This window comes from Streptomyces sp. NPDC040545 (genome assembly GCF_055595065.1).
The window spans coordinates 172,733-193,296 of sequence record NZ_JBVIWA010000013.1 but is presented as its reverse complement, the minus strand read 5'-3'; the positions used below and the strand labels follow the sequence as shown (position 1 = coordinate 193,296).

Sequence of the window (20,564 nt, the reverse complement as noted above, 5' to 3'; positions counted from 1 at the left end):
TTCCCCTCAGCTCATCAGCGGGAGCAGCGCCGACAGATCGGCCCGCTCGCCACTGGCCCGTACGTGCGCCCCGTCGAGGGCCGCGGCCCATTCCGTACGGCCGGTCGCGAGCCGGATCCAGGTCAGCGGATCGGTCTCCACCACGTTCGGCGGGGTGCCTCGGGTGTGCCGCGGGCCCTCGATGCACTGGACCACCGCGAAGGGCGGGACGCGGACCTCGACCGAGCCGCCCGGGGCCTTGAGGGCGAGGGCGTCGGCGAGCAGCCGGGTGCAGGCGGCCAGGGCCTGCCGGTCGATCGGGATGTCCAGTCCGGCGGCCCGGTTCAGGTCGTCGGTGTGGACCACCAGCTCCACGGTCCGGGTGACCAGGAAGTCGGCCAGGGTCATGTCCCCGATCCACAGGTCCAGCACGCGCTCGCCCGGATGCGCCGCGAGGGCCTGCGCCATCCGGGCGGCCGCCCGGTCGTACAGCTCGGGCAGCGGGGCCCCGGTCAGGGTCTCCCGGGCCGCCTCGGAGATCTTCCCGGCGAGGGAGGCGGTGGCGAAGGGCCACTCGACCGCCGACAGCTCGGGGACGGCGGCGGGCGGCCGGGCCAGGCCGGCGGCCAGCGAGTCCGCGATCCAGGCGATGTGCCCGGCGAGTTCGGCGACGTTCCAGTCGCCGAGCCCGCTGGGGCGCGCCAGCTGTTCGGGCCCCAACTCCCCGACGGCCCGGCACACATGCGTGAACTGCGCGGTGACGGCCGTACGGATCTTCGCGGGGTCGTAGGTACGCGGCTTCTTCCCTCGGGGCGGCATGCCCCGACCCTACTCGGGCCGTCGGTTCCACCGATGGCACGAGCCCCCGGCCGCAGGATGCGGGCGGGGGCTCGTGGCCGAGGCGGTGGGATCAGGCCAGCAGGGCCGGGATCGTCGTCTCGTGGGCCTCGCGGAGCTCGGCCAGGGGGAGGGTGAACTCGCCCTGGATCTCGATCTCCTCGCCGTCCACCACACCGATGCGGGTGACCGGCAGGCCGCGCGCACCGCACATGTCGGTGAAGCGGAGCTCCTCGCTGCGCGGGACGGCCACGATGGCCCGGCCCGCGGACTCGGAGAACAGGAAGGTGAAGGCGTCCAGGCCCTCGGGCACCACGATCCGGGCACCGTTGCCGCCGCGCAGGCAGGACTCGGTGAGCGCCTGGATCACGCCGCCGTCGGACAGGTCGTGCGCGGCGTCGATCATGCCGTCGCGCGAGGCGGAGATCAGGATCTCGCCGAGCAGCTTCTCGCGGCCCAGGTCCACCTTGGGCGGCATGCCGCCGAGATGGTCGTGGACCACCTGCGACCAGGCCGAACCGCCGAACTCCTCGGCCGTGTCGCCCAGCAGGTACAGCAGCTGGCCGGCCTCCTTGAAAGCCATCGGCGTACGGCGGTTGACGTCGTCGATCACGCCGAGGACCGCCACGACCGGGGTCGGGTGGATCGCGATGTCGCCCGTCTGGTTGTAGAGCGAGACGTTGCCGCCGGTCACCGGGGTGCCCAGCTCCAGGCAGCCGTCCGCCAGACCGCGGCAGGCCTCGGCGAACTGCCACATGACGTCCGGGTCCTCGGGGGAACCGAAGTTCAGGCAGTCGGAGATGGCGAGCGGCTTGGCGCCGGTCGCCGCCACGTTGCGGTACGACTCCGCCAGCGCCAGCTGCGCGCCCGTGTACGGGTCGAGCTTGGCGAAGCGGCCGTTGCCGTCGGTGGCCATGGCCACGCCGAGGTTGGACTCCTCGTCGATGCGGACCATGCCCGCGTCCTCGGGCTGCGAGAGGACGGTGTTGCCCTGGACGAAGCGGTCGTACTGGTCGGTGACCCACGACTTCGACGCCTGGTTCGGGGAGGAGACCAGCGCGAGGACCTGCGCGCGCAGCTCCTCGGAGGTCTGCGGGCGCGGCAGCTTGCCGGCGTCGTCCGCCTGGAGCGCGTCCTGCCAGGAGGGGCGCGCGTAGGGGCGGTTGTAGACGGGGCCCTCGTGGGCGACGGTGCCCGGGGGCACGTCCACGATCTGCTCGCCGTGCCAGAAGATCTCCAGGCGCTCGCCCTCGGTCACCTCACCGATGACGGTGGCGATGACGTCCCACTTCTCGCAGATCTCCATGAAGCGGTCGACGTGCTGCGGCTCGACGATCGCGCACATGCGCTCCTGCGACTCGCTCATGAGGATTTCCTCGGGCGAGAGCGTCGCGTCGCGCAGCGGCACGGTGTCCAGCTCGACCCGCATGCCGCCGCTGCCGGCGGAGGCGAGCTCGGAGGTCGCGCAGGAGAGCCCGGCGCCGCCGAGGTCCTGGATGCCCGCGACCAGCTTCTCCTTGAAGATCTCCAGGGTGCACTCGATGAGGAGCTTCTCCTGGAAGGGGTCGCCGACCTGGACGGCGGGGCGCTTGGTCGGCTTCGTGTCGTCGAAGGTCTCGGACGCGAGGACCGAGACGCCGCCGATGCCGTCGCCGCCGGTGCGGGCGCCGTAGAGGATGACCTTGTTGCCGGGGCCGGAGGCCTGGGCGAGGTGGATGTCCTCGTGCTTCATCACGCCGATGCAGCCGGCGTTGACCAGCGGGTTGCCCTGGTAGCAGGCGTCGAAGACGACCTCGCCGCCGATGTTGGGCAGGCCCAGGCAGTTGCCGTAGCCGCCGATGCCCGCGACGACGCCGGGCAGGACGCGCCGGGTGTCGGGGTGGTCGGCCGCGCCGAAGCGCAGCGGGTCCACGACCGCGACCGGGCGGGCGCCCATCGCGAGGATGTCGCGGACGATGCCGCCGATGCCGGTGGCCGCGCCCTGGTAGGGCTCGATGTAGCTCGGGTGGTTGTGCGACTCGACCTTGAAGGTGACCGCGTAGCCCTGGCCGACGTCGACGACGCCGGCGTTCTCGCCGATGCCGACGAGCATGGCGTCGTTCTGGGGGGCCTTCTCACCGAACTGCTTCAGGTGGACCTTGCTGCTCTTGTACGAGCAGTGCTCGGACCACATGACCGAGTACATGGCGAGCTCGGCGCCCGTGGGGCGGCGGCCGAGGATCTCCCGGATCCGGGCGTACTCGTCCTCCTTGAGGCCGAGTTCCTTCCAGGGCTGGGAGGCGTCCGGGGTTTCGGTGGCGTTCTTGACGGTGTCGAGGCTCATGCGCTGACCAGCTTCTTCAGGACCGAGGTGAAGAACGGGAGGCCGTCGGTGCGGCCCGTCCCGATCAGCGGCTCGACCGCGTGCTCGGGGTGCGGCATGAGGCCGACGACGTTGCCCGCGGCGTTGGTGATGCCGGCGATGTCGCGCAGCGAACCGTTCGGGTTGCCGTCCAGGTAGCGGAAGGCCACTCGGCCTTCGGCCTCCAGTTCGTCGAGCGTGCGCTCGTCGGCGGTGTAGCGGCCGTCCATGTTCTTGAGCGGTACGGAGATCTCCTGGCCGGCGGTGTAGTCGCCGGTCCACGCGGTCTCCGCGTTCTCCACCCGCAGCTTCTGGTCGCGGCAGATGAAGTGCAGGTGGTTGTTCCGGAGCATCGCCCCCGGCAGCAGGTGGGCCTCGGTGAGGACCTGGAAGCCGTTGCAGATGCCCAGGACGGGCATGCCGCCCTTGGCCTGCTCGATGATGGTCTCCATCACCGGCGAGAAACGGGAGATGGCCCCGGCGCGCAGGTAGTCCCCGTAGGAGAAGCCGCCCGCGAGGACGACCGCGTCGACCTGGTGCAGGTCCTTGTCGCGGTGCCACAGCGAGACCGGCTCGGCCCCCGCGAGGCGGACGGCGCGCAGCGAGTCACGGTCGTCGAGCGTTCCGGGGAACGTGACGACTCCGATGCGAGTGGTCACCGTCAGGCCTCGACCTTCACGGTGAAGTCTTCGATGACGGTGTTGGCGAGGAACGTTTCGGCCATCTTGTGGATGCGGTCGAGGGCGGCCTGGTCGACCGGTCCCTCCACCTCGAGCTCGAAGCGCTTCCCCTGGCGGACGTCGGCGATCCCTTCGAAGCCCAGGCGCGGCAGTGCACGCTGCACCGCCTGGCCCTGGGGGTCGAGGATCTCCGGCTTGAGCATGACGTCGACTACGACGCGTGCCATCGGGCACTCCCGTGTGGTGGTTGGTGCGAAGGCGGTTCCATCAGCGTACCCGGCTGAAATTTCTACGCGGGTAGATATCCCGGAGGCGTGATCACCGGGCCGTTTCGGCTTCACCAACGCTTCGCAAAATCCGCCGGAAAACCACGCGCCCGGCATTGCGGTGGGACACGCGGAGAGAATTAACTGGGCTTCGCAATGCAATGGGAATCGAGGTACAAAGGAATCACTCCGGATTCCGGATGAAAGTTGCATTGCCCCGAAACATCCACACAGGCGACATCGCCCCTCGTCAGCAGGTGGCGACGTCGCACGAAGGGACCGATATCCGTGGCGCAGCGCGTAGTAGTCACGTTCTCCGACGACATCGATGGCGGAGAAGCGGCGGAAACGGTCGTGTTCGCTCTGGACGGAAAGTCCTACGAGATCGACCTCAATGTGGCGAACGCAAAGAAACTGCGGAAGGGCCTCGCCCCCTTCGTGGCCGCCGGCCGTCGCCAGTCGCGCTCGGGGAAGGCCTTCAAGCACACCGCCGTCGCCCCGGACCCGGCGGTCGTCCGCGCCTGGGCCCGGTCGAACCAGTTCGACGTGCCGCCGCGCGGCCGCATCCCGAAGAAGATCTACGAGGCCTACAACGCGGCCCACTGAGCGTCGATTTGCCATGCACCCCCATCCGTCGGCTAGTGTGTGGATCACGCCGAGGGGCCAGACCGCAGGTCAGAGCCTCCGAGGTCGTGCGGGTGTAGTTCAGTAGCAGAACATCCCTCTTCCAGAGGGAAGGCGCAGTGTGCGATCCCTGTCACCCGCTCTGCATCACTTCCGGACCACTGCTGTGGATCGGGTAGAGTGATGCACGCATCGCCTCACGGCAATGCAGTGCATGCGGACGTAGCTCAGTTGGTAGAGCACCACCTTGCCAAGGTGGATGTCGCGCGTTCGAGTCGCGTCGTCCGCTCTGTATGCAGAAGGCCCCGATCATTGCGATCGGGGCCTTCTTCGTGTTCCCCCTGACTTCGGCACCCGGGGCGCCGGGTCCTGACAAATGTCATCGGCGGCGGTGACAGCGCGCACTGCCGGCCCGGCACCGGCGCCGCGAGTCTTGGATCATGACTGACACCGTGATCGAAGCCGAGGGCCTGCGCCGCGGCTACGCAGGAGGGTTCGAGGCCGTACGGGGCGTCTCCTTCTCCGTGGCCCGGGGCGAGATCTTCGCCCTGCTCGGCACCAACGGCGCGGGCAAGACCTCCACCGTCGAACTGCTGGAGGGGCTGGCCGCGCCGAGCGAGGGCCAGGTACGTGTCTTCGGGCTCGACCCGTACACACGGCGGGCCGAGGTCCGCCCGCGCACCGGGGTCATGCTCCAGGAGGGCGGATTCCCCTCCGACCTGACGGTGACCGAGACCGTCCGGATGTGGGGCGGGGTCACCACGGGCGCCCGCCCGGCGGCGGAGGTGCTGGAACTGGTCGGCCTGGCCGCGCGGTCCTCCGTACGCGTCAAACAGCTGTCCGGCGGCGAACGGCGGCGCCTGGACCTGGCGCTGGCCCTGCTCGGCGGGCCCGAGGTGCTCTTCCTGGACGAACCGACCACCGGAATGGACCCGGAGGGGCGCCGGGACACCTGGGCGCTGGTCCGGGAGCTGCGCGCGCAGGGCACCACGGTGCTGCTGACCACGCACTACCTGGAGGAGGCCGAGGAGCTCGCGGACCGGCTCGCCATCCTCCACGAGGGCGAACTCGTCCTCTCCGGCACTCCGGCCGAGGTGACCGCCACCCGGCCGGCCCGGATCCGCTTCACCCTGCCGGCCGATGTGCCCGCGGCCCGGCTCCCGCTCGCGCTGCGCGCGGCGGCCCACGGGCAGCGCGTGGAGATCCGTACCGAACACCTCCAGGCCGACCTTGCCGAACTGCTGGGCTGGGCCCGGGAGGGCGGCGTGGAACTGGCCGGGCTCGACGCCCGGTCCGCCTCCCTGGAGGAGGCCTTCCTGGAGATCGCGGAGAACCGCCGCACCGCCGGCACCCGCACCGAGGACGACGCGAAGGCGGGGACCCGATGACCATGCTCACCCTGAACCCCGGCCGGCTCACCGCGCTCGGCCGCTCGGAACTCACCCTGCTGGTGCGCAACCGGGCGGCGCTCAGCCTGGCCGTCCTGATGCCCCTGCTGATGGTGTTCGTCCTGCGCTCCTCGCTGAGCGGGACCGAGGGTGCCGAGGCGGCCGGCGTGGCCACCCTGACGGGCGGGATCGGCATGGTGCTGATCCTCGTCGTCCACATGAACCTGGTGTCCGCCTACGTCGCCCGGCGCGAGGAGCTCGTCCTCAAGCGGCTCCGTACCGGTGAGGCGACCGACGTGGAGATCCTCGCCGGGACCGCCCTGCCCGCCGCCGTCCTGGCGCTCGGGCAGATCATCGTCCTCGCCGTGGCCGGAGCGGCCGTCCTGGACGTGCCCATGCCGCAGAACCCCTTGCTGCTCGTGGGAGCCGTCCTCGCCGGCATCGTGGTGCTGGCCGGGCTGTCCGCGCTGACCAGCTCCTTCACCCGGACCGTGGAGACCGCGGGCCTCACCACGCTGCCGCTGTTCCTGGCGACCGTGCTCGGCTCGGGGCTGTTCCTCCCGGCCGACTCGCTGCCGGACCTGGCGGCCTCGCTGTGCGAACTGCTGCCTCTGAGCGGGGTGATGACCCTCGTACGGGCCGGGTGGAGCGGCGGCTCGGCCGGCGGGGACCTGCTGGGGGCCGGGCTGAACACATTGGCCTGGACCGTGATCACCGTGTTTGCTGTCCAGCGGTGGTTCCGCTGGGAACCGCGCCGGTAGAGCGAGTCGGGGGACGGGAACCGTGTCGAAGATGACGGGGTGGTGGAAGAACCGCAGCAGTGCGGGGAAGGTCGAGCTGTACACGCGGTGGTCGTTCCATCTGTTCGTGCTCATCGAGATCACGTCGTTCGCCATGCCGGCGTTGGCCCCCGCCGCCGAGAACTCCTCCGACCTGGCGCTGCCCCTCTCGCTCTTCCTGCTGCTGTGCGCCCATGCGGTGCTCTGCGGGGTGCTCTCCTCCAAGGCGCTCACCTGGGTGGTGGGGCGGCGCGAACGCCCCACGCGGCTGGCGGTGACCACGGCCTCCCTCACGGCCGCGGCCGTCCTGGGTGTCCTCGCCCTGAAGGCGGCCGGAAAGATCGACGAGGCGGCGGTGGCTCCGATCCTGGTGCTGGGGCTCACCTGTTTCACCGCCGGATCGCTGGTGCTCTGCATGCGATCGGTGCGGAGCATGCGGTACGTCGCCCCGGTCGCGGCGGCCGGGACGGGGGTGGGGGTGCTCGCCCTGGGCCTGCCGGCCGCACATGCTCTGGGGTACTTCCTCGGGGTGCTGCTGTGCGGCCTGTTCTTCAGCGCCACCAGCGGGTTCTCGGCCTGGCTGCTGAGGACCGTCCACGAGCTCGACCGGGCCCGCGAGGTGCAGTCACGCCTCGCGGTGGCGGAGGAACGCCTGCGGTTCGGCCGTGACCTGCACGACGTGATGGGCCGCAATCTGGCGGTGATCGCGCTCAAGAGCGAGCTGGCGATACAGCTGGCCCGGCGCGAACGGCCGGAAGCGGTGGAGCAGATGATCGAGGTGCAGCGGATCGCCCAGGAGTCCCAGCGGGAGGTACGGGACGTGGTGCGGGGCTACCGGGAGGCGGACCTCTCGGTGGAGCTGGAAGGCGCGCGCGGGGTGCTCAGCGCGGCCGGGATGGACTGCCGCGTGGACTTCCGGGCCGCGCGGGGCAGGGAACTGCCGGCGGAGGTCCAGTCGGCCCTGGGCTGGGTGGTGCGGGAGGCGACGACGAACATCCTGCGGCACGGGGACGCGCACCGCTGCCTGATCCGGCTGACCGCCGCGGAGACGGGCTCCGTGACGCTGGTGGTGGAGAACGACGGGGCGCCCGAGACCCCGGCCGGGCCGCCGGGCTCGGGGCTGGCCGGGCTGCGGGAACGACTCGCGGCCCTGGACGGGACGTTGCAGGCGGGGCTGGTCGGCGACGGCCGCTTCCGGCTGCTGGCACAGATCCCGGACCGACGACTGCAAGAACTGGAGGTGCGGGCGTGAGCCCCGTACGCGTACTGCTCGCCGACGACGAGCATCTGATCCGGGGCGCGTTGGCGGCGCTGCTCGCGCTGGAGGACGACCTGCTCGTCGTCGCGGAGGCGGCCTCGGGCCCCGAGGCGCTGGCGATGGCGCGGGCCCACCGGCCGGACGTGGCGGTGCTGGACCTGCAGATGCCGGGGGCGGACGGTGTGAGTGTCGCCACATCCCTGCGGGCCGAACTGCCCGGCTGCAAGACCATGATCGTGACCAGTCACGGCCGTCCCGGGCACCTGAAGAGGGCACTGGCGGCGGGGGTGCGGGCCTTCGCCCCGAAAACCGTTTCGGCGCAGCGGCTGGCCGAGCTGATCCGCACCGTGCACGCCGGAGGCCGCTATGTGGACCCGGAGTTGGCGGCCGACGCGATCAGTGCGGGGGACTCGCCGCTGACCGCGCGGGAGGCGGAGGTGCTCGAACTCGCGGCGGACGGGGCACCGATCGCCGAGATCGCGGAGCGGGCCTCGCTGTCGCAGGGGACGGTACGGAACTACCTGTCCTCTGCGGCGACGAAGCTGGGCGCGGAGAACCGGCACACGGCAGTGCGTCTCGCACGCGAGCGAGGTTGGGTATAGTAGTTCTCGCGTTACGGCGCACCTGCGGACATAGCTCAGTTGGTAGAGCACCACCTTGCCAAGGTGGATGTCGCGCGTTCGAGTCGCGTTGTCCGCTCTGTAACGAAGAAGCCCCCCGGTCCTCGGACCGGGGGGCTTCTCTCGTCCCTACGACCAGGACTGGCCGGTGAGGCGCTCGAAGGCCTCGATGTACTTGGCGCGGGTCCGGGCGACGACCTCCGCCGGCAGGGCCGGCGGCGGGAGCTCTCCCTTGCGGTCCCAGCCGGACTCGGGAGAGGTCAGCCAGTTGCGGACGTACTGCTTGTCGAAGGAGGGCTGCGGGCGGCCCGGCTCCCACGCGTCGGCCGGCCAGAAGCGGGAGGAGTCCGGGGTCAGCACCTCGTCCGCGGCGACCAGGGTGCCGTCCGCCGGGTCGAAACCGAACTCGAACTTGGTGTCCGCCAGGATGATCCCGCGCTCGCGCGCGATCTCCCGGGCGCGGCTGTACACGGCGAGCGTGGTCTGACGCAGCAGCGCCGCCGTCTCGGCGCCGGCGGTGCGCGCGACCTCCTCGTAGGGGACGTTCTCGTCGTGCTCGCCGACGGCGGCCTTGGCGGCCGGGGTGAAGATCGGGGCGGGCAGCTCGGAGCCGTCCACGAGCCCCTCGGGGAGGGCCAGCCCGCACACCGTGCGGGTCTGCTCGTACTCGAGGAGGCCGGAGCCGGTGAGGTAGCCGCGGGCCACGCACTCGACCGGGACCATGTCGAGGTTCTTGCAGATCAGCGTGCGGCCGGCCCAGTCGGCGGGGGCGCCGGCGGGCAGGTCGGTGGAGATGACGTGGTTCGGGACGAGGTCCGCGAGCTGGTCGAACCACCACAGGGAGAGCTGCGTCAGGACGCGGCCCTTGTCCGGGATCTCGGTGGGCAGCACCCAGTCGAAGGCGGACATGCGGTCGCTGGCGACCATGACGAGGCGGCCGTCCTCGTCACGGTAGAGGTCGCGCACCTTGCCGGTGTGGAGGTGGACGAGGCCCGGAACCTGAACCGGCTCGGGCTTTTCGACGAATCCGGACACGGGGTCTCCCTGTGGTTCTGTATGAAGCGCACCCCGATTCTCGCGCACCTGTGACCCCTCCCGTGGACAGGGGTCCGCGCCGCGGGCCGGTGGCGGCGTCGATCGTGGGCCGTCGCGGGCCGGTCGCGGGCCGGTCGCGGGGCCGGTCGCGGGGTCAGTCGCGCTTGCAGATCCGGTCGAGGAGATTGGCCGTGGCCCGCTGCACGCGCTCGTCGACGTGGCCGGGGCGGTCGAGGGCCGGGGACCAGGCGAAGGTGCCGGAGGCGAAGACCAGCGCGCCGCTGGGCGCCCGGTAGAGGGAGGTCTCCTGGTGGCGGGGGTGGCCCTCGCTGTCGAGGTACGGGGAGTGCGCCAGCAGGATCCGGTCCTCGTGCTCGGGGAGCTGGGTCCGCGGGAAGTAGCGGTCGGCCTCACCCGCGACCAGGCCGGGCAGCTCGTCGTTCTCGCCCGCGCCGGTGGAGTCCCAGAGCCAGTGGGTGGCGTTGCGCACGATCAGGGGCGCGGGTTCGGGGACCCGGCCCGCGTACTGGATGCCGAGCAGCTGCTGCTCCGGGCGGTCGACCTCGCGCCACAGGCTGGGGCGGCCCGGTCCGCGCCGTTTTCGGCAGGTGAGGAGCCGGTCGTCGACCCCGGAGGGCGACGGACCGAGCTCGACCTGCCAGTACATGGTGTTGGCGGAGAGGAAGACGAGCGAGGTGCCGTGCCGACGGGCGCGTTCGACGGTGCGGCGCATGGGTGCCGACCAGTACTCGTCGTGGCCGGGGAAGACCAGGCCGCGGTAGCGGGTGGGGTCCACGCGGCCGGCGTGCAGGTCGCGGGTGTCGGCGTAGGCGATGTCGTAGCCGTAGCGCTCGGCCCAGCGGATGAAGTCGTAGGCGTGGCCGACGTGCAGGGGCAGGCCCGCACCCGCGTAGGGGCGGTCGAAAGACACGGTGACGGCGGCGTCCTGCTCGCCGAGCAGCCGGCCCTCCTCGTCCCAGGCGTGGTAGAGGCTGGCGCCGCTGCGGCCGTCCTCCGGATAGAGGTTGTAGGCCTGCCAGGTGATGTCGGGGAGCAGGAGCAGGAGGTCGGCGGGGTGGTCGTCGCGGACCGTGAAGGGGATGTGGGAGCGGTAGCCGTCGGCGGTGGTCAGCACGGCGACGTACGCGCCGACGCTCCAGTAGGAGGGGACCTGGAGGCGCCAGGACAGCCACCAGTGGTGGCAGGAGACGGTGCGGTCGGCGGCGAGCGGGGCCGGCTGGACGATGCCGGAGAGCCGGGGACTGGTGGTGATCTTGGAGGCGCCGTCGCCGCCGTAGTGGCCGATCCGGTAGACGTCGACGGAGAACTGCTGGGGCGGGTCGACGGTGATGTGGAAGTCGATGGCCTCGCCGGGGGTGACGGCGCCGGTGGAGGCGAAGCCCTTGATCTGGCGGTGCACGTCGTCGGCGGTGCGGGGACCGCCGTTGCCGCGGGCGCGGGGGATCTGGCCGGTACCGGCCGCCGCGGCGGCCGGGTCCACGTACCAGGGCACGACCTGGCCGGTGTCGTCGAAGTAGAGCTCACTGCCCCGGAACCAGGGCAGGGGGCCCTGTCCGAAGGGGTCGTTCACCGCGTGCGCGAGCGCACCTGACTCCCAACGCCGGATCTGGTCCGCACCCATGACCGCTCCCCTCCCTCGCTCCCCCGACCGGGCGTACATCGCTTCGGCACGCGGTTCCTGGCTGAGCTGAGACGGTGTTTTCTCTGCACCCGCTCCGGAACAACCCGCCGCGACCGGTCCCAGCACATCACATAACGCACGCAGTCCGTCACTGTTCGTCGCGAATTGACGGGACCGGAACATCGACACCCGGTTTCCCCGTACGAGCCGGGGCTCTCCCGGGGAGCCGTCCCCGACCGCCTCAGACCAGGCGGACCGGCTTCTCCGGGCGGACGCCGAGGGCCGAGAGCCAGTCCCGCAGCGGCTCCGGGTTCCCCTCCTCGACCAGGCACAGCACGCGCGGCGCCAGGTCGGAGCGGCGGTCGCCGCCCACCAGCAGGACCGGCCCGTCGAGCCAGTCCAGGCCGGGGGTGGCCCCGGCCGAGTCCACGGCCGCGCAGCACACCATCGCCGTGACGTGGTCGGCCAGCAGGTCCCGGCCGCTGCGCGGCGGCTGGAGCGGGAACAGCGGGACGGCGTCCGCGCCGCGCGCCTTCCCGGCCCCGGCGGCCGGTCCGGCGGCGCGCTCCTCGCGGGCCAGCTCCCCGGTGATGCGGCCGGCCAGCGCCTCGCCGGCCGCGCCCTCGCCGCCGAGGTCGGTGAGGTAGCCCAGCACCCGCTCCAGGGTGGGCCCGGCGAAGGCGTCCGCGGTGGGGGAGGGGGAGTCGGCGGCCGCGAGCGTGGCGGGGCCCGCCGCTCCGGCCGCTCCTGAGGCGCCCGAGGAGCCGGGACGGGCCGTGGCCCCGGCGGCGCCGCTCGCGGCGGCGGGGGAGGCCGGAGCGGCTGGAGCGGGGGATCCCGCAGGGCCGGCGGGCAGCCCCGCCGGGACGGCCAGGGCGTCCAGCGCCGCGTGCAGGCGGGCCGCCTCCGTCCGCCACTTGCGGTCCACGACCTCCTCCGGATACGCCGCCCAGTCCACCGGGGACCAGTCCGGACCGGCCTCGGCCGGACCTCCGTGGAAGAGCCGGGCGGCCAGCAGCGAGGTCGCCTCGTCGATCAGCCCGGGCTGCTCCAGCAGGTCGCAGGCGGGGCGCTCGCCCAGCCGCGAGGTGAACCCGTCGGCCAGCCGGTCCCGCCGGGACAGCTCGGTCAGCGCGGAGACCACCCCGGCGTCGAGGTGCGCCGGCCAGCGGCCCATCCGCCAGGCGGGCAGCGCGACCCGGGTCAGCAGCCGGTCCCAGCCCGCGTAAGCGAGGCCGACCTGCTCCTGGGCGACGATGCGCAGCCCGTAATCCACACCCTGTGCACGCTCCGAGGCGGCGGCGGCCACCCCGCGCTCCATCTCGGCGGCGTCCGTCCGGCACAGCCGCAGCAGCAGCCGGGCCGGCGGGGCGATCCAGCCGAGGCCGCGCCGGCTGCCCACGTCCACGGCCGCGTCCAGGCCGCGGACGAAGCCGCGGGCGTCGGCTATGTCCGGGTGCGCGGAAGGGCCCGTACCGGCGACGACGGGCGCGAGGACCGCCCGTAGCTCCGCGACCCGCATCCACCACAGGAAGGGCGAGCCGATCACCAGCACCGGGGCGGCGCCCGGCTCGGACTCCGGCCCGGCGGATCCGGACGCGCCGCCGAAGACACGGGCGGCGCCGCGGCGGTGGGCCGCGTGGCTGCGGTCCTCCAGCCAGCTGTCGCAGTCCGGCGTCAGGGCTATCGCGGAAGGCGGCGGCACGTCCATCCGGTCGGCCAGGTCCCGCACCAGCCGGTAGAGATCGGGCGCAGCGGCCTCCGAGAGCGGCACCGTGGGCGTCACTGCCGGGCTCGCCCGGAGCACCACCGCGGCGAAGGCACCGCCGACGAGCAGCACGAGAGCGGCGACCACGCACACGACGAGGGTCACCGTGGGCCAGGGGTCACCGGCCAGCCGGCCCGTCGCCCGGGCGGCCACCAGGACCACCGCGAGGGCGGCGGGCAGCAGCCCGACGGCCGAGGCCCTGCTGCGCACGCGCAGCACGGCCAGAGCGCGGGAACGTGCGGACGGTGCGCCCGCTTCCAAGATCGAACCGGTTCCGGACACGGCCGGACCTCACCCCCTCTGCCCTGCGGCGACGTTGCTCACTCCCCCACTGTGACACCCGCCACTGACATCGCAATGCCGGTGGGCCAAGTGCCGGAATGCTTGGCATCGCACCCTAGTTGGGGCACGCACGGCCGTCAGGCAGACCGGGTGACGATCACCCGATGGAATGGCTTTGGGTAAAGGTGGATGCGTTCGAACGCGGCCGGATGCAGTCGCACGCGCACACGCCCGCGGGCCCGGGCGCACGGGGTGCGCACCGGGCCCGCAGGTCTGCGGAGCCGCTGGTCAGCGGCCCTCGGCCGCCTTGGCCGCAATATCCGTACGGTGCTGCGAGCCGTCGAGACGGATGCGCGCCACCGCCTTATACGCCTTCTCGCGCGCCTGCGCCAGATCGGAACCGGTCGCCGTCACCGACAGCACCCGGCCGCCCGCGCTGACCACCGCGCCGCCCTCGTGGCGGGTCCCGGCGTGGAGCACGTAGGCGTCCGGCCCGTCCTCGGCGGCCACCTCGGCCAGACCCTCGATCGGGTCCCCGGTGCGGGGGGTCTCGGGGTAGTTGTGGGAGGCGATGACCACCGTGACGGCCGCGTCCTCGCGCCAGACCAGCGGGGGCAGGGCGTCCAGGGTGCCGTTGGCGGCGCCCAGCAGCACGCCCGCGAGCGGCGTGCGCAGCCGGGCCAGGACCACCTGGGTCTCGGGGTCGCCGAAACGCGCGTTGAACTCGATGACCCGGGTGCCGCGGCTGGTGATCGCGAGGCCCGCGTAGAGCAGTCCCGAGAAGGGGGTGCCGCGGCGGCGGAGCTCGTCGACGGTCGGCTGGAGGACCAGCTCCATGACCTCGTCGACCAGCTTCGGGTCGGCCCAGGGCAGCGGGGAGTAGGCACCCATGCCGCCGGTGTTGGGGCCCTCGTCGCCGTCCAGGGCGCGCTTGAAGTCCTGCGCCGGCTGGAGCGGGACCACGGTGACGCCGTCGGTGATGGCGAAGAGGGAGACCTCGGGGCCGTCGAGGTACTCCTCGATGACCACTCGGTCGCAGCCCAGCGCGTGCGCGCGGGCGGTGGCCAGGTCCTCGGTGACCACGACGCCCTTGCCGGCGGCGAGGCCGTCGTCCTTGACGACGTACGGGGCGCCGAAGGCGTCGAGGGCCTCGTCCACCTCTTCGGGGGTGGTGCAGACGTAGCTGCGGGCGGTCGGGACCCCGGCCGCGGCCATCACGTCCTTGGCGAAGGCCTTGGAGCCTTCGAGCTGCGCCGCCTCGGCGGACGGGCCGAAGACGGGGATCCCGGCGGCGCGCACGGCGTCGGCGACGCCGGCGACCAGCGGGGCCTCCGGTCCGACGACGACCAGCCCGGCTTCGAGTTCGGTGGCGAGAGCGGCCACGGCGCCGCCGTCGAGGGCGTCGACCGGGCGGAGCTCGGCCACCTCGGCGATGCCGGCGTTGCCGGGAGCGCAGTACAGCGCGGAGACGTCGGGGTCGAGGGACAGAGAGCGGCACAGGGCATGTTCGCGGGCGCCGCCGCCGATGACGAGGACCTTCACGCTGCTCAGACTAGCCCGGACGGCGCGGCCGCCTTCGTGCGGCCACCCAATCAGGACCGGTCACTCATTTGTGTATTCCTCCACAACGGTGGCTCCGAGCTCGCGCACGATCAGGTCGTGTCCGGTCAGCGCGCTCTCGACGAGGTCGGGATCGTCCTCCTCGGCGAAGTCGTCCTCGGGGGCGACCGGCGGGGGCGCCTGCTGCACGGGGGGCTGCGGGGCGGGAGCCGACTGCTGGGACGGCTGCTGCGGCGTGTACTGCGGGGCGGGCGGGGCGTGCGGCGGGGGAGCCTGCTGCTGCGCCTGGGCCGGCGGCGGGCTGTAGGCGGGGGCGGGCGCGGCCGGGGCCCCGTACGAGGAGCCGTACGAGGAGGTCTGGACCGGGGCCGGGGCTCCGCCGCCCACGACGGCCTCGATCTTCCAGTTGACCTGGAACTGCTCGGACAGGACCGCCTTCAGGACGTCCTCGCTGCCGCTGCTGGCGAAGTTGTCGCGGGCTCCGGCATTGGGGAAGCCCAGCTGGAGGGTGGTCCCGTCGAAGCCGGTGACCTGGGCGTTCTGGCTGAGCAGGATCCAGGTGAAGCGGCGGCGGTTCTTGACGGCCTCCAGCACGCCGGGCCACATCGCCTGTACCTGCCCGGCTCCGGCGGCCATGCCGGGGGAGGGCGCGGCTGCCGCCGCGGCCGGGGCGGGGGCGGCAGCCGGGGCGGCGGGCGCGGGAGCGGGGGCCGGGGCGGAGGCGGCCGCGCCGGGCCAGGCACCCGGGGCGGGAGCCGCGGCGGCGGCCGGGGCCGCGGCGCCGGGCCAGGCACCGGGCGCGCCGCTGCCGGGCTGCGCCGCGCCGGGCCAGGCGCCAGGAGCGGGGGCGGCCGGGGCGGGAGCGGCGGCGGGCGCGGGTGCCGGGGCGGCCTGGACCGGCTCGGGAGCCTGCACCGGGGCGGGCGCGGGCACGGCGGCGCGTGCGGCGGCCGCACCCCCACCGGGACCGGCGGGCGCCATGGCATGCGCCTCGGGCCCGGGCACGTAGCCCATGGCGGGCGCGGCGGCCGGCGGCGCGGCGAAGGCCGCGGCGGCGGGCGGGCCGCTGCGCTCCAGCCGGTCGAGCCGGGCCTGGAAGGACCGCTCGTCGTCGAAGGCGGCGGGCAGCAGCACCCGGGCGCAGATCAGCTCCAGCTGCAGTCGCGGCGAGGTCGCGCCCCGCATCTCGGTGAGCCCGGTGTTGACCAGGTCGGCGGCGCGCGACAGCTCGGCGGCCCCGAACACGGACGCCTGGGCCTGCATCCGCTCCACGACGTCGGCGGGGGCGTCGATCAGCCCCTTCTCCCCGGCGTCCGGCACGGCGGCCAGGATCACCAGGTCGCGCAGCCGCTCCAGCAGGTCGGCGACGAACCGGCGCGGGTCGTTGCCCCGCTCGACGACCCGGTCGACGACCTCGAACGCGGCCGCCCCGTCCCCGGCGGCGAAGGCGTCGACGACGGAGTCGAGCAGCGAGCTGTCGGTATAGCCGAGCAGCGAGGTAGCCATGGCATACGTCACACCGTCGGCGGCGGCGCCGGCGAGCAGCTGGTCCATGACGGACATCGAGTCACGTACGGACCCGGCGCCCGCGCGCACGACCAGCGGCAGCACGCCGTCCTCGACCTGAGCGCCCTCGCGCCCGCAGACCTCGCCCAGGTAGTCCCGCAGGGTGCCGGGCGGCACGAGACGGAAGGGGTAGTGGTGCGTCCTGGACCGGATGGTCCCGATCACCTTCTCCGGCTCCGTGGTGGCGAAGATGAACTTGAGGTGCTCCGGCGGCTCCTCGACCACCTTCAGCAGGGCGTTGAAGCCCGCCGAGGTGACCATGTGGGCCTCGTCGATGATGTAGATCTTGTAGCGGCTGGACGCCGGTCCGAAGAAGGCCTTCTCGCGCAGGTCACGGGCGTCGTCCACACCACCGTGCGAGGCGGCGTCGATCTCGATGACGTCGATGGACCCCGGCCCGTTCCTGGCCAGGTCCCGGCAGGACTGGCACTCCCCGCAGGGGGTGGGGGTGGGACCCTGCTCACAGTTAAGGCACCGGGCGAGGATGCGCGCGCTGGTGGTCTTGCCGCAGCCGCGCGGACCGCTGAACAGGTACGCGTGATTGACCCGGTTGTTGCGCAGGGCCTGCATCAGCGGGGCAGTGACATGCTCCTGCCCGATGACCTCGGCGAACGACTCGGGGCGGTAGCGGCGGTACAGCGCAAGGGACGACACGTATACGAGGTTATCCGGGCCCACCGACATCAGCGGCCCGCCGAAGCCCCTGGAGGGCATCCCGGACCCCGCCCGGAACGCAAAGCGCCCCCCACGCACCCGCCAGAGCCCACTTACCCTTGCTGCCTTCCGGCCCTGGGGGAGTTGGGTGAGATAGCGCCACGTGAGGGGCTGGCCCCACCCTAGCGGATGGAAGGCCCCGGAATCGAGCCGGACCCCGACCTGCTCTCCCCGCGACGATCACGTTCGCGAGCACCCCTCAACGTCTTGTATTGTTTGCGGCGGAGGATTCGCCTAGTGGCCTAGGGCGCACGCTTGGAAAGCGTGTTGGGGGCAACCCCTCACGAGTTCGAATCTCGTATCCTCCGCCAGTGCCTCACCGGGCACTTGAAGGCCCCGACCGGGAAACCGGCCGGGGCCTTCTGCGTGGCTCAGACAGAGGGCAGGATCTGGAACCGACCTGGCCCAGGCGGCGACGGCCGGGGCAGGCTTCGGCCGGGTGGTGATCTCCGCGAACCGCATGGGTGTCGAGCAGACAGATCACTCGCCGTCCGCCGCGTCGTCATAGGAACGCTGCCCGAACTCCAGACCCTCGAACGGGGCCACCGTGAGCCGCTCGAGGAACCCGTGAAGCTGTCGCCGTGTTCACCGCAGCACAGACAGTAGCCGGACTGCGCCCGCGGCGGTTGACGCGGCATCAGGGCGGGCAGGGCGCGTCCGCGGCTCGACGTCACCCGTGGGCGGGGATCTTTCGCCTCGCGAGACGTCCACACCCACCGGATGGGCCATCCTTGAGCCCGGTGCCGGACCGGCCGAGGTCCGGCCACGGGCCGTTTCCTGCCCGGAGGAGAGGTTTCCATGGCGTCCGGATCAACGCTGGCAGCCTGGCTGCGCGGTCTCGACGGCCCGCGCCTGGCACGCGTGCTCGCGACACGGACCGACACCGCGTCCCCTCCGGAGCCCCGCTCGGTGGGGGAGCTGGCGGACCGCCTTCAGCGGCCGGGGTCGGTGGCACTCGCGCTGCCCCTGCTCACCCTGCCCGACCTGCAGGTGGCCGAGGCCGTGGCGGCGCTCGGGACGACCGCGTCGCGCGAGGCCCTGGCGAAGCTGCTGGGAGCGACGGCAGGCGAGGCCGGCCTCGCACTGGAAGCGGTCCTGGAGACTCTGGCCGGGCACGCGCTGGTCTGGCCGGACGGCGACGGGACACTCCGCATGGCCGCGCCCCTGCGGCAGGCGTGGGACGCGCCGCTCGGGCTGGACGCACCGCTTGCGGAGCTGCTGGCGGACATGACCTCCGACGGGCTGCGCGGCATGTTGGCGGCGCTGGGCATCAAGCCGCCCGGCACCAAGCAGCAGCGTACGGCGGCGCTCGTCGCGCACCTCAGCGACCCCGAAGCCGTTGCCGAAGTGGTGGCCCGAGCGCCAGCGGTCACACAGAAGCTGCTGACCCACCGGGCCGGGTCTGCGCCGAAGCCGCCGCAGACCCTCATGTTCGGGGCCCCTGGCCCCGTCCTCGAACCGGGGGCGCGATGGGCACTCGACCGGGGACTCCTGATCCAGGACCGCCACCGGTATGGTGCTGCGCGCATGCCCGTCGAAGTCACGCTCGCGTTGCGCGGGCCCCGCTGGCACGCCCCCTTCGACCCGCTGCCGCCCTCCCCTCAGCTGGTGCCCATCACCTCCGCCGAGGTGGAGCGGGAGGCCGCAGCCGCAGCCACGGCGTTCGCCGCCCATGCCGCCTCAGTCCTCTCGGCCTGTTCCTCGACTCCACCGGCCACACTCAAATCCGGTGGGATCGGCGCCCGTGAGCTGGCCCGGATCGGCAAGGCCGCCCAGGCCGACGGTGCCGTGGTCCGCATCACCCTGGAGACCGCGTACACGGCCGGGCTGCTGGCCCGGGACGGCGACCGCGTGGCGCCGACAGAGGCATATGACGTCTGGGCGGAACAGGAGCCCGCGGAGCGGCTTGCCACGCTGCTCCAGGCATGGCGCGACCTGCCGCTCACCCCCACGCAGGCACGCGACGAGGACAACAAGACGCTCCCCGCCCTCGCGGGGGCGCCGCCCTGCATCGGCTGCCGCCAGGCCCGCCACGGATTGTTCGCCGCAGCGGCACAGCTCCCGGCCGGTCAGGGTGTGAAGGCCGCCTCTGGTCTCGGACCGACGGTGGCCTGGTACCGCCCGCTCGCCGACACCTCACCCATGGACGGCACCCCGTTCGCCGCGGTGATCCGCGAGGCCGAACTGTTCGGAGTGATCGCCCGGGGCGCCCTGTCGGCTCTCGGCGCCAGTCTGCTCGCCGACGACGCGCAAGGACTGACCGCCACCTGTCGGCGGCTGCTGCCCCCGGCCACCGGAACGGCCCGGATCGGCGCCGACCTCACCGCCGTCGTCGCCGGTACACCGGCCGCGCGGCTCGCCGTGCTCCTGGATGCCACCGCGGACCGTGAAACCAGCGGCACTGCCTCGGTGTGGCGGTTCAGCTCCGGCAGCATCCGACGGGCCCTGGACGCCGGCCGCGCCGCGGAGCACATCGCAGCCGATCTGGCCGCCATCGCCGCCGGGCCGCTGCCCCAGCCGCTGTCCTATCTCATCGCCGACACCGCGCGGGGCCACGGACGCGTGCGCATCGCCCCGGCCGCCTGCGTCCTCCATGGCGAAGAGCCGGCGCTCCTCGCCGAGCTCGCCGCCCACCGCAAGCTCGCCAAGCTCGGCCTGCGGCAGCTCGCGCCGACTGTTCTGGTCAGCCGCAGCTCACTCGACACGACCATCGCAGCGCTCCGCGCCGAGGGCTACGCCCCCGTCGCCGAGACGGCCGGGGGAACCGTACGCGTCGAGAAGGTCCGGCCCCGGCGGGCGGCCGCTCCTGTGCCGGCCCCGCGGCGGACCAGCGACAGGCACGGCACCCGCAGCACGGCCATCCGCACATCGGAGGTCCCGGCCGCCGCCGACATGGATGCCCTGGCCGTCCGGCTGTTGACCGCACCACCGAGCGCGCCGGAACCCGATCCGTTCGGCAGCGGAGTCCCGTTCGGAACGGACACCGAGGAGATCGTCGCCGGATACGCCAAGCACCTGTCGTACAGCGATGTCCGCCAGCTCGCCCATGCCATCGACGCCGGCACCGCCATCACCGTCGAGTACGTCGCCACGTCGGGCAGCCGCACCGTACGCACCCTCAGCAGCCTGGAACTCGACCCGCCCTACCTGGAAGCCTGGTGCCACCTGCGCGAAGCCGAACGCGTCTTCACGCTCTCCGGCATCCACGGCGTCATGCCCCTGTAG

Annotated in this window: 15 protein-coding genes, 4 tRNA genes and 1 other RNA gene; 10 read left to right on the top strand and 10 right to left on the bottom strand. The window is 72.8% G+C overall.

All coding sequences use genetic code 11. From position 1 onward, the window contains the following. Positions 1–6: 6 nt before the first annotated feature. The 4 genes from ACZ573_RS24420 to purS form a co-directional block, all read right to left on the bottom strand. A complete protein-coding gene (locus ACZ573_RS24420; RefSeq protein WP_471307432.1) occupies positions 7–798 on the bottom strand; it encodes a maleylpyruvate isomerase family mycothiol-dependent enzyme in 792 nt (263 codons plus the stop codon). A gap of 91 nt (positions 799–889) precedes the next feature. Then, positions 890–3,139 (bottom strand): phosphoribosylformylglycinamidine synthase subunit PurL, encoded by a 2,250-nt coding sequence (gene purL / locus ACZ573_RS24415; RefSeq protein WP_301369308.1) that lies wholly within the window; start codon positions 3,137–3,139, stop codon positions 890–892. Then, positions 3,136–3,816: a phosphoribosylformylglycinamidine synthase subunit PurQ gene (gene purQ, locus ACZ573_RS24410; protein WP_030768819.1), complete on the bottom strand. Its 681-nt coding sequence runs from the start codon at positions 3,814–3,816 to the stop codon at positions 3,136–3,138. The genes purL and purQ overlap by 4 nt, the downstream gene beginning before the upstream one ends. 2 nt (positions 3,817–3,818) lie before the next feature. After that, positions 3,819–4,064 carry a phosphoribosylformylglycinamidine synthase subunit PurS gene (gene purS / locus ACZ573_RS24405; RefSeq protein WP_030009438.1) on the bottom strand — a complete coding sequence of 82 codons (246 nt, stop codon included), beginning with the start codon at positions 4,062–4,064 and terminating at the stop codon, positions 3,819–3,821. 327 nt (positions 4,065–4,391) lie between these two features. On the opposite strand from purS, the gene ACZ573_RS24400 reads away from it, so the two are divergent. The 8 genes from ACZ573_RS24400 (at position 4,392) to ACZ573_RS24365 (ending at position 8,851) form a co-directional block, all read left to right on the top strand. Further along, positions 4,392–4,709, top strand: coding sequence for a histone-like nucleoid-structuring protein Lsr2 (locus ACZ573_RS24400; protein WP_468119389.1), 318 nt, complete (start codon positions 4,392–4,394; stop codon positions 4,707–4,709). Positions 4,710–4,797: 88 nt separating this feature from the next. Next, positions 4,798–4,869 (top strand) — tRNA-Gly (locus tag ACZ573_RS24395). Between the two features lie 74 nt (positions 4,870–4,943). Then, positions 4,944–5,016 (top strand) — tRNA-Gly (locus ACZ573_RS24390). A 151-nt stretch (positions 5,017–5,167) separates the two neighbouring features. Next, positions 5,168–6,115, top strand: coding sequence for an ABC transporter ATP-binding protein (locus ACZ573_RS24385; protein ID WP_471307430.1), 948 nt, complete (start codon positions 5,168–5,170; stop codon positions 6,113–6,115). Next, complete coding sequence (locus tag ACZ573_RS24380; RefSeq protein ID WP_471307427.1) at positions 6,112–6,876, top strand: ABC transporter permease; 765 nt, start codon at positions 6,112–6,114, stop codon at positions 6,874–6,876. The genes ACZ573_RS24385 and ACZ573_RS24380 overlap by 4 nt, the downstream gene beginning before the upstream one ends. A gap of 22 nt (positions 6,877–6,898) precedes the next feature. Further along, entirely contained in the window at positions 6,899–8,146 is a 1,248-nt protein-coding gene (locus tag ACZ573_RS24375; protein WP_471307426.1) for a sensor histidine kinase, read from the top strand. Then, the gene (locus tag ACZ573_RS24370) at positions 8,143–8,754 is read left to right on the top strand and encodes a response regulator transcription factor (RefSeq protein ID WP_030009443.1); all 612 of its coding nucleotides are present in this window, start codon (positions 8,143–8,145) and stop codon (positions 8,752–8,754) included. The genes ACZ573_RS24375 and ACZ573_RS24370 overlap by 4 nt, the downstream gene beginning before the upstream one ends. A 24-nt stretch (positions 8,755–8,778) precedes the next feature. Next, a tRNA-Gly gene (locus ACZ573_RS24365) sits at positions 8,779–8,851 on the top strand. Between the two features lie 50 nt (positions 8,852–8,901). On the opposite strand, the gene ACZ573_RS24360 is transcribed toward ACZ573_RS24365, so the two are convergent. The 6 genes from ACZ573_RS24360 to ffs all read right to left on the bottom strand — a co-directional run bounded on the left by ACZ573_RS24360 (position 8,902) and on the right by ffs (position 17,455). Further along, positions 8,902–9,807, bottom strand: a complete 906-nt coding sequence (locus ACZ573_RS24360) for a phosphoribosylaminoimidazolesuccinocarboxamide synthase (protein ID WP_471307424.1) — start codon at positions 9,805–9,807, stop codon at positions 8,902–8,904. Between the two features lie 154 nt (positions 9,808–9,961). Then, complete coding sequence (locus ACZ573_RS24355; protein WP_471307422.1) at positions 9,962–11,449, bottom strand: N,N-dimethylformamidase beta subunit family domain-containing protein; 1,488 nt, start codon at positions 11,447–11,449, stop codon at positions 9,962–9,964. Positions 11,450–11,690: 241 nt separating this feature from the next. Continuing rightward, positions 11,691–13,499, bottom strand: a complete 1,809-nt coding sequence (locus tag ACZ573_RS24350) for a M48 family metalloprotease (RefSeq protein ID WP_471307421.1) — start codon at positions 13,497–13,499, stop codon at positions 11,691–11,693. Positions 13,500–13,787: 288 nt separating this feature from the next. Next, positions 13,788–15,041: a phosphoribosylamine--glycine ligase gene (gene purD, locus ACZ573_RS24345; RefSeq protein WP_471307419.1), complete on the bottom strand. Its 1,254-nt coding sequence runs from the start codon at positions 15,039–15,041 to the stop codon at positions 13,788–13,790. 60 nt (positions 15,042–15,101) lie between these two features. Then, positions 15,102–17,279, bottom strand: a complete 2,178-nt coding sequence (locus ACZ573_RS24340) for a DNA polymerase III subunit gamma and tau (RefSeq protein ID WP_471307418.1) — start codon at positions 17,277–17,279, stop codon at positions 15,102–15,104. A 77-nt stretch (positions 17,280–17,356) separates the two neighbouring features. Then, an RNA gene (ffs, locus tag ACZ573_RS24335) (signal recognition particle sRNA small type) lies at positions 17,357–17,455 on the bottom strand. A 107-nt stretch (positions 17,456–17,562) separates the two neighbouring features. Here ffs and ACZ573_RS24330 point away from each other — a divergent pair. Both ACZ573_RS24330 and ACZ573_RS24325 read left to right on the top strand, forming a co-directional pair. Next, a tRNA-Ser gene (locus ACZ573_RS24330) sits at positions 17,563–17,650 on the top strand. A 487-nt stretch (positions 17,651–18,137) separates the two neighbouring features. Further along, positions 18,138–20,564 carry a helicase-associated domain-containing protein gene (locus ACZ573_RS24325; RefSeq protein WP_471307415.1) on the top strand — a complete coding sequence of 809 codons (2,427 nt, stop codon included), beginning with the start codon at positions 18,138–18,140 and terminating at the stop codon, positions 20,562–20,564.

What these genes read in the sequence shown, in the direction of transcription:
- ACZ573_RS24420 (WP_471307432.1), bottom strand. Translation starts at nt 798, where the DNA reads ATGCCGCCCCGAGGGAAGAAGCCGCGTACCTACGACCCCGCGAAGATC.
- purL (WP_301369308.1), bottom strand. Translation starts at nt 3,139, where the DNA reads ATGAGCCTCGACACCGTCAAGAACGCCACCGAAACCCCGGACGCCTCC.
- purS (WP_030009438.1), bottom strand. Translation starts at nt 4,064, where the DNA reads ATGGCACGCGTCGTAGTCGACGTCATGCTCAAGCCGGAGATCCTCGAC.
- ACZ573_RS24385 (WP_471307430.1), top strand. Translation starts at nt 5,168, where the DNA reads ATGACTGACACCGTGATCGAAGCCGAGGGCCTGCGCCGCGGCTACGCA.
- ACZ573_RS24380 (WP_471307427.1), top strand. Translation starts at nt 6,112, where the DNA reads ATGACCATGCTCACCCTGAACCCCGGCCGGCTCACCGCGCTCGGCCGC.
- ACZ573_RS24355 (WP_471307422.1), bottom strand. Translation starts at nt 11,449, where the DNA reads ATGGGTGCGGACCAGATCCGGCGTTGGGAGTCAGGTGCGCTCGCGCAC.
- ACZ573_RS24325 (WP_471307415.1), top strand. Translation starts at nt 18,138, where the DNA reads ATGGCGTCCGGATCAACGCTGGCAGCCTGGCTGCGCGGTCTCGACGGC.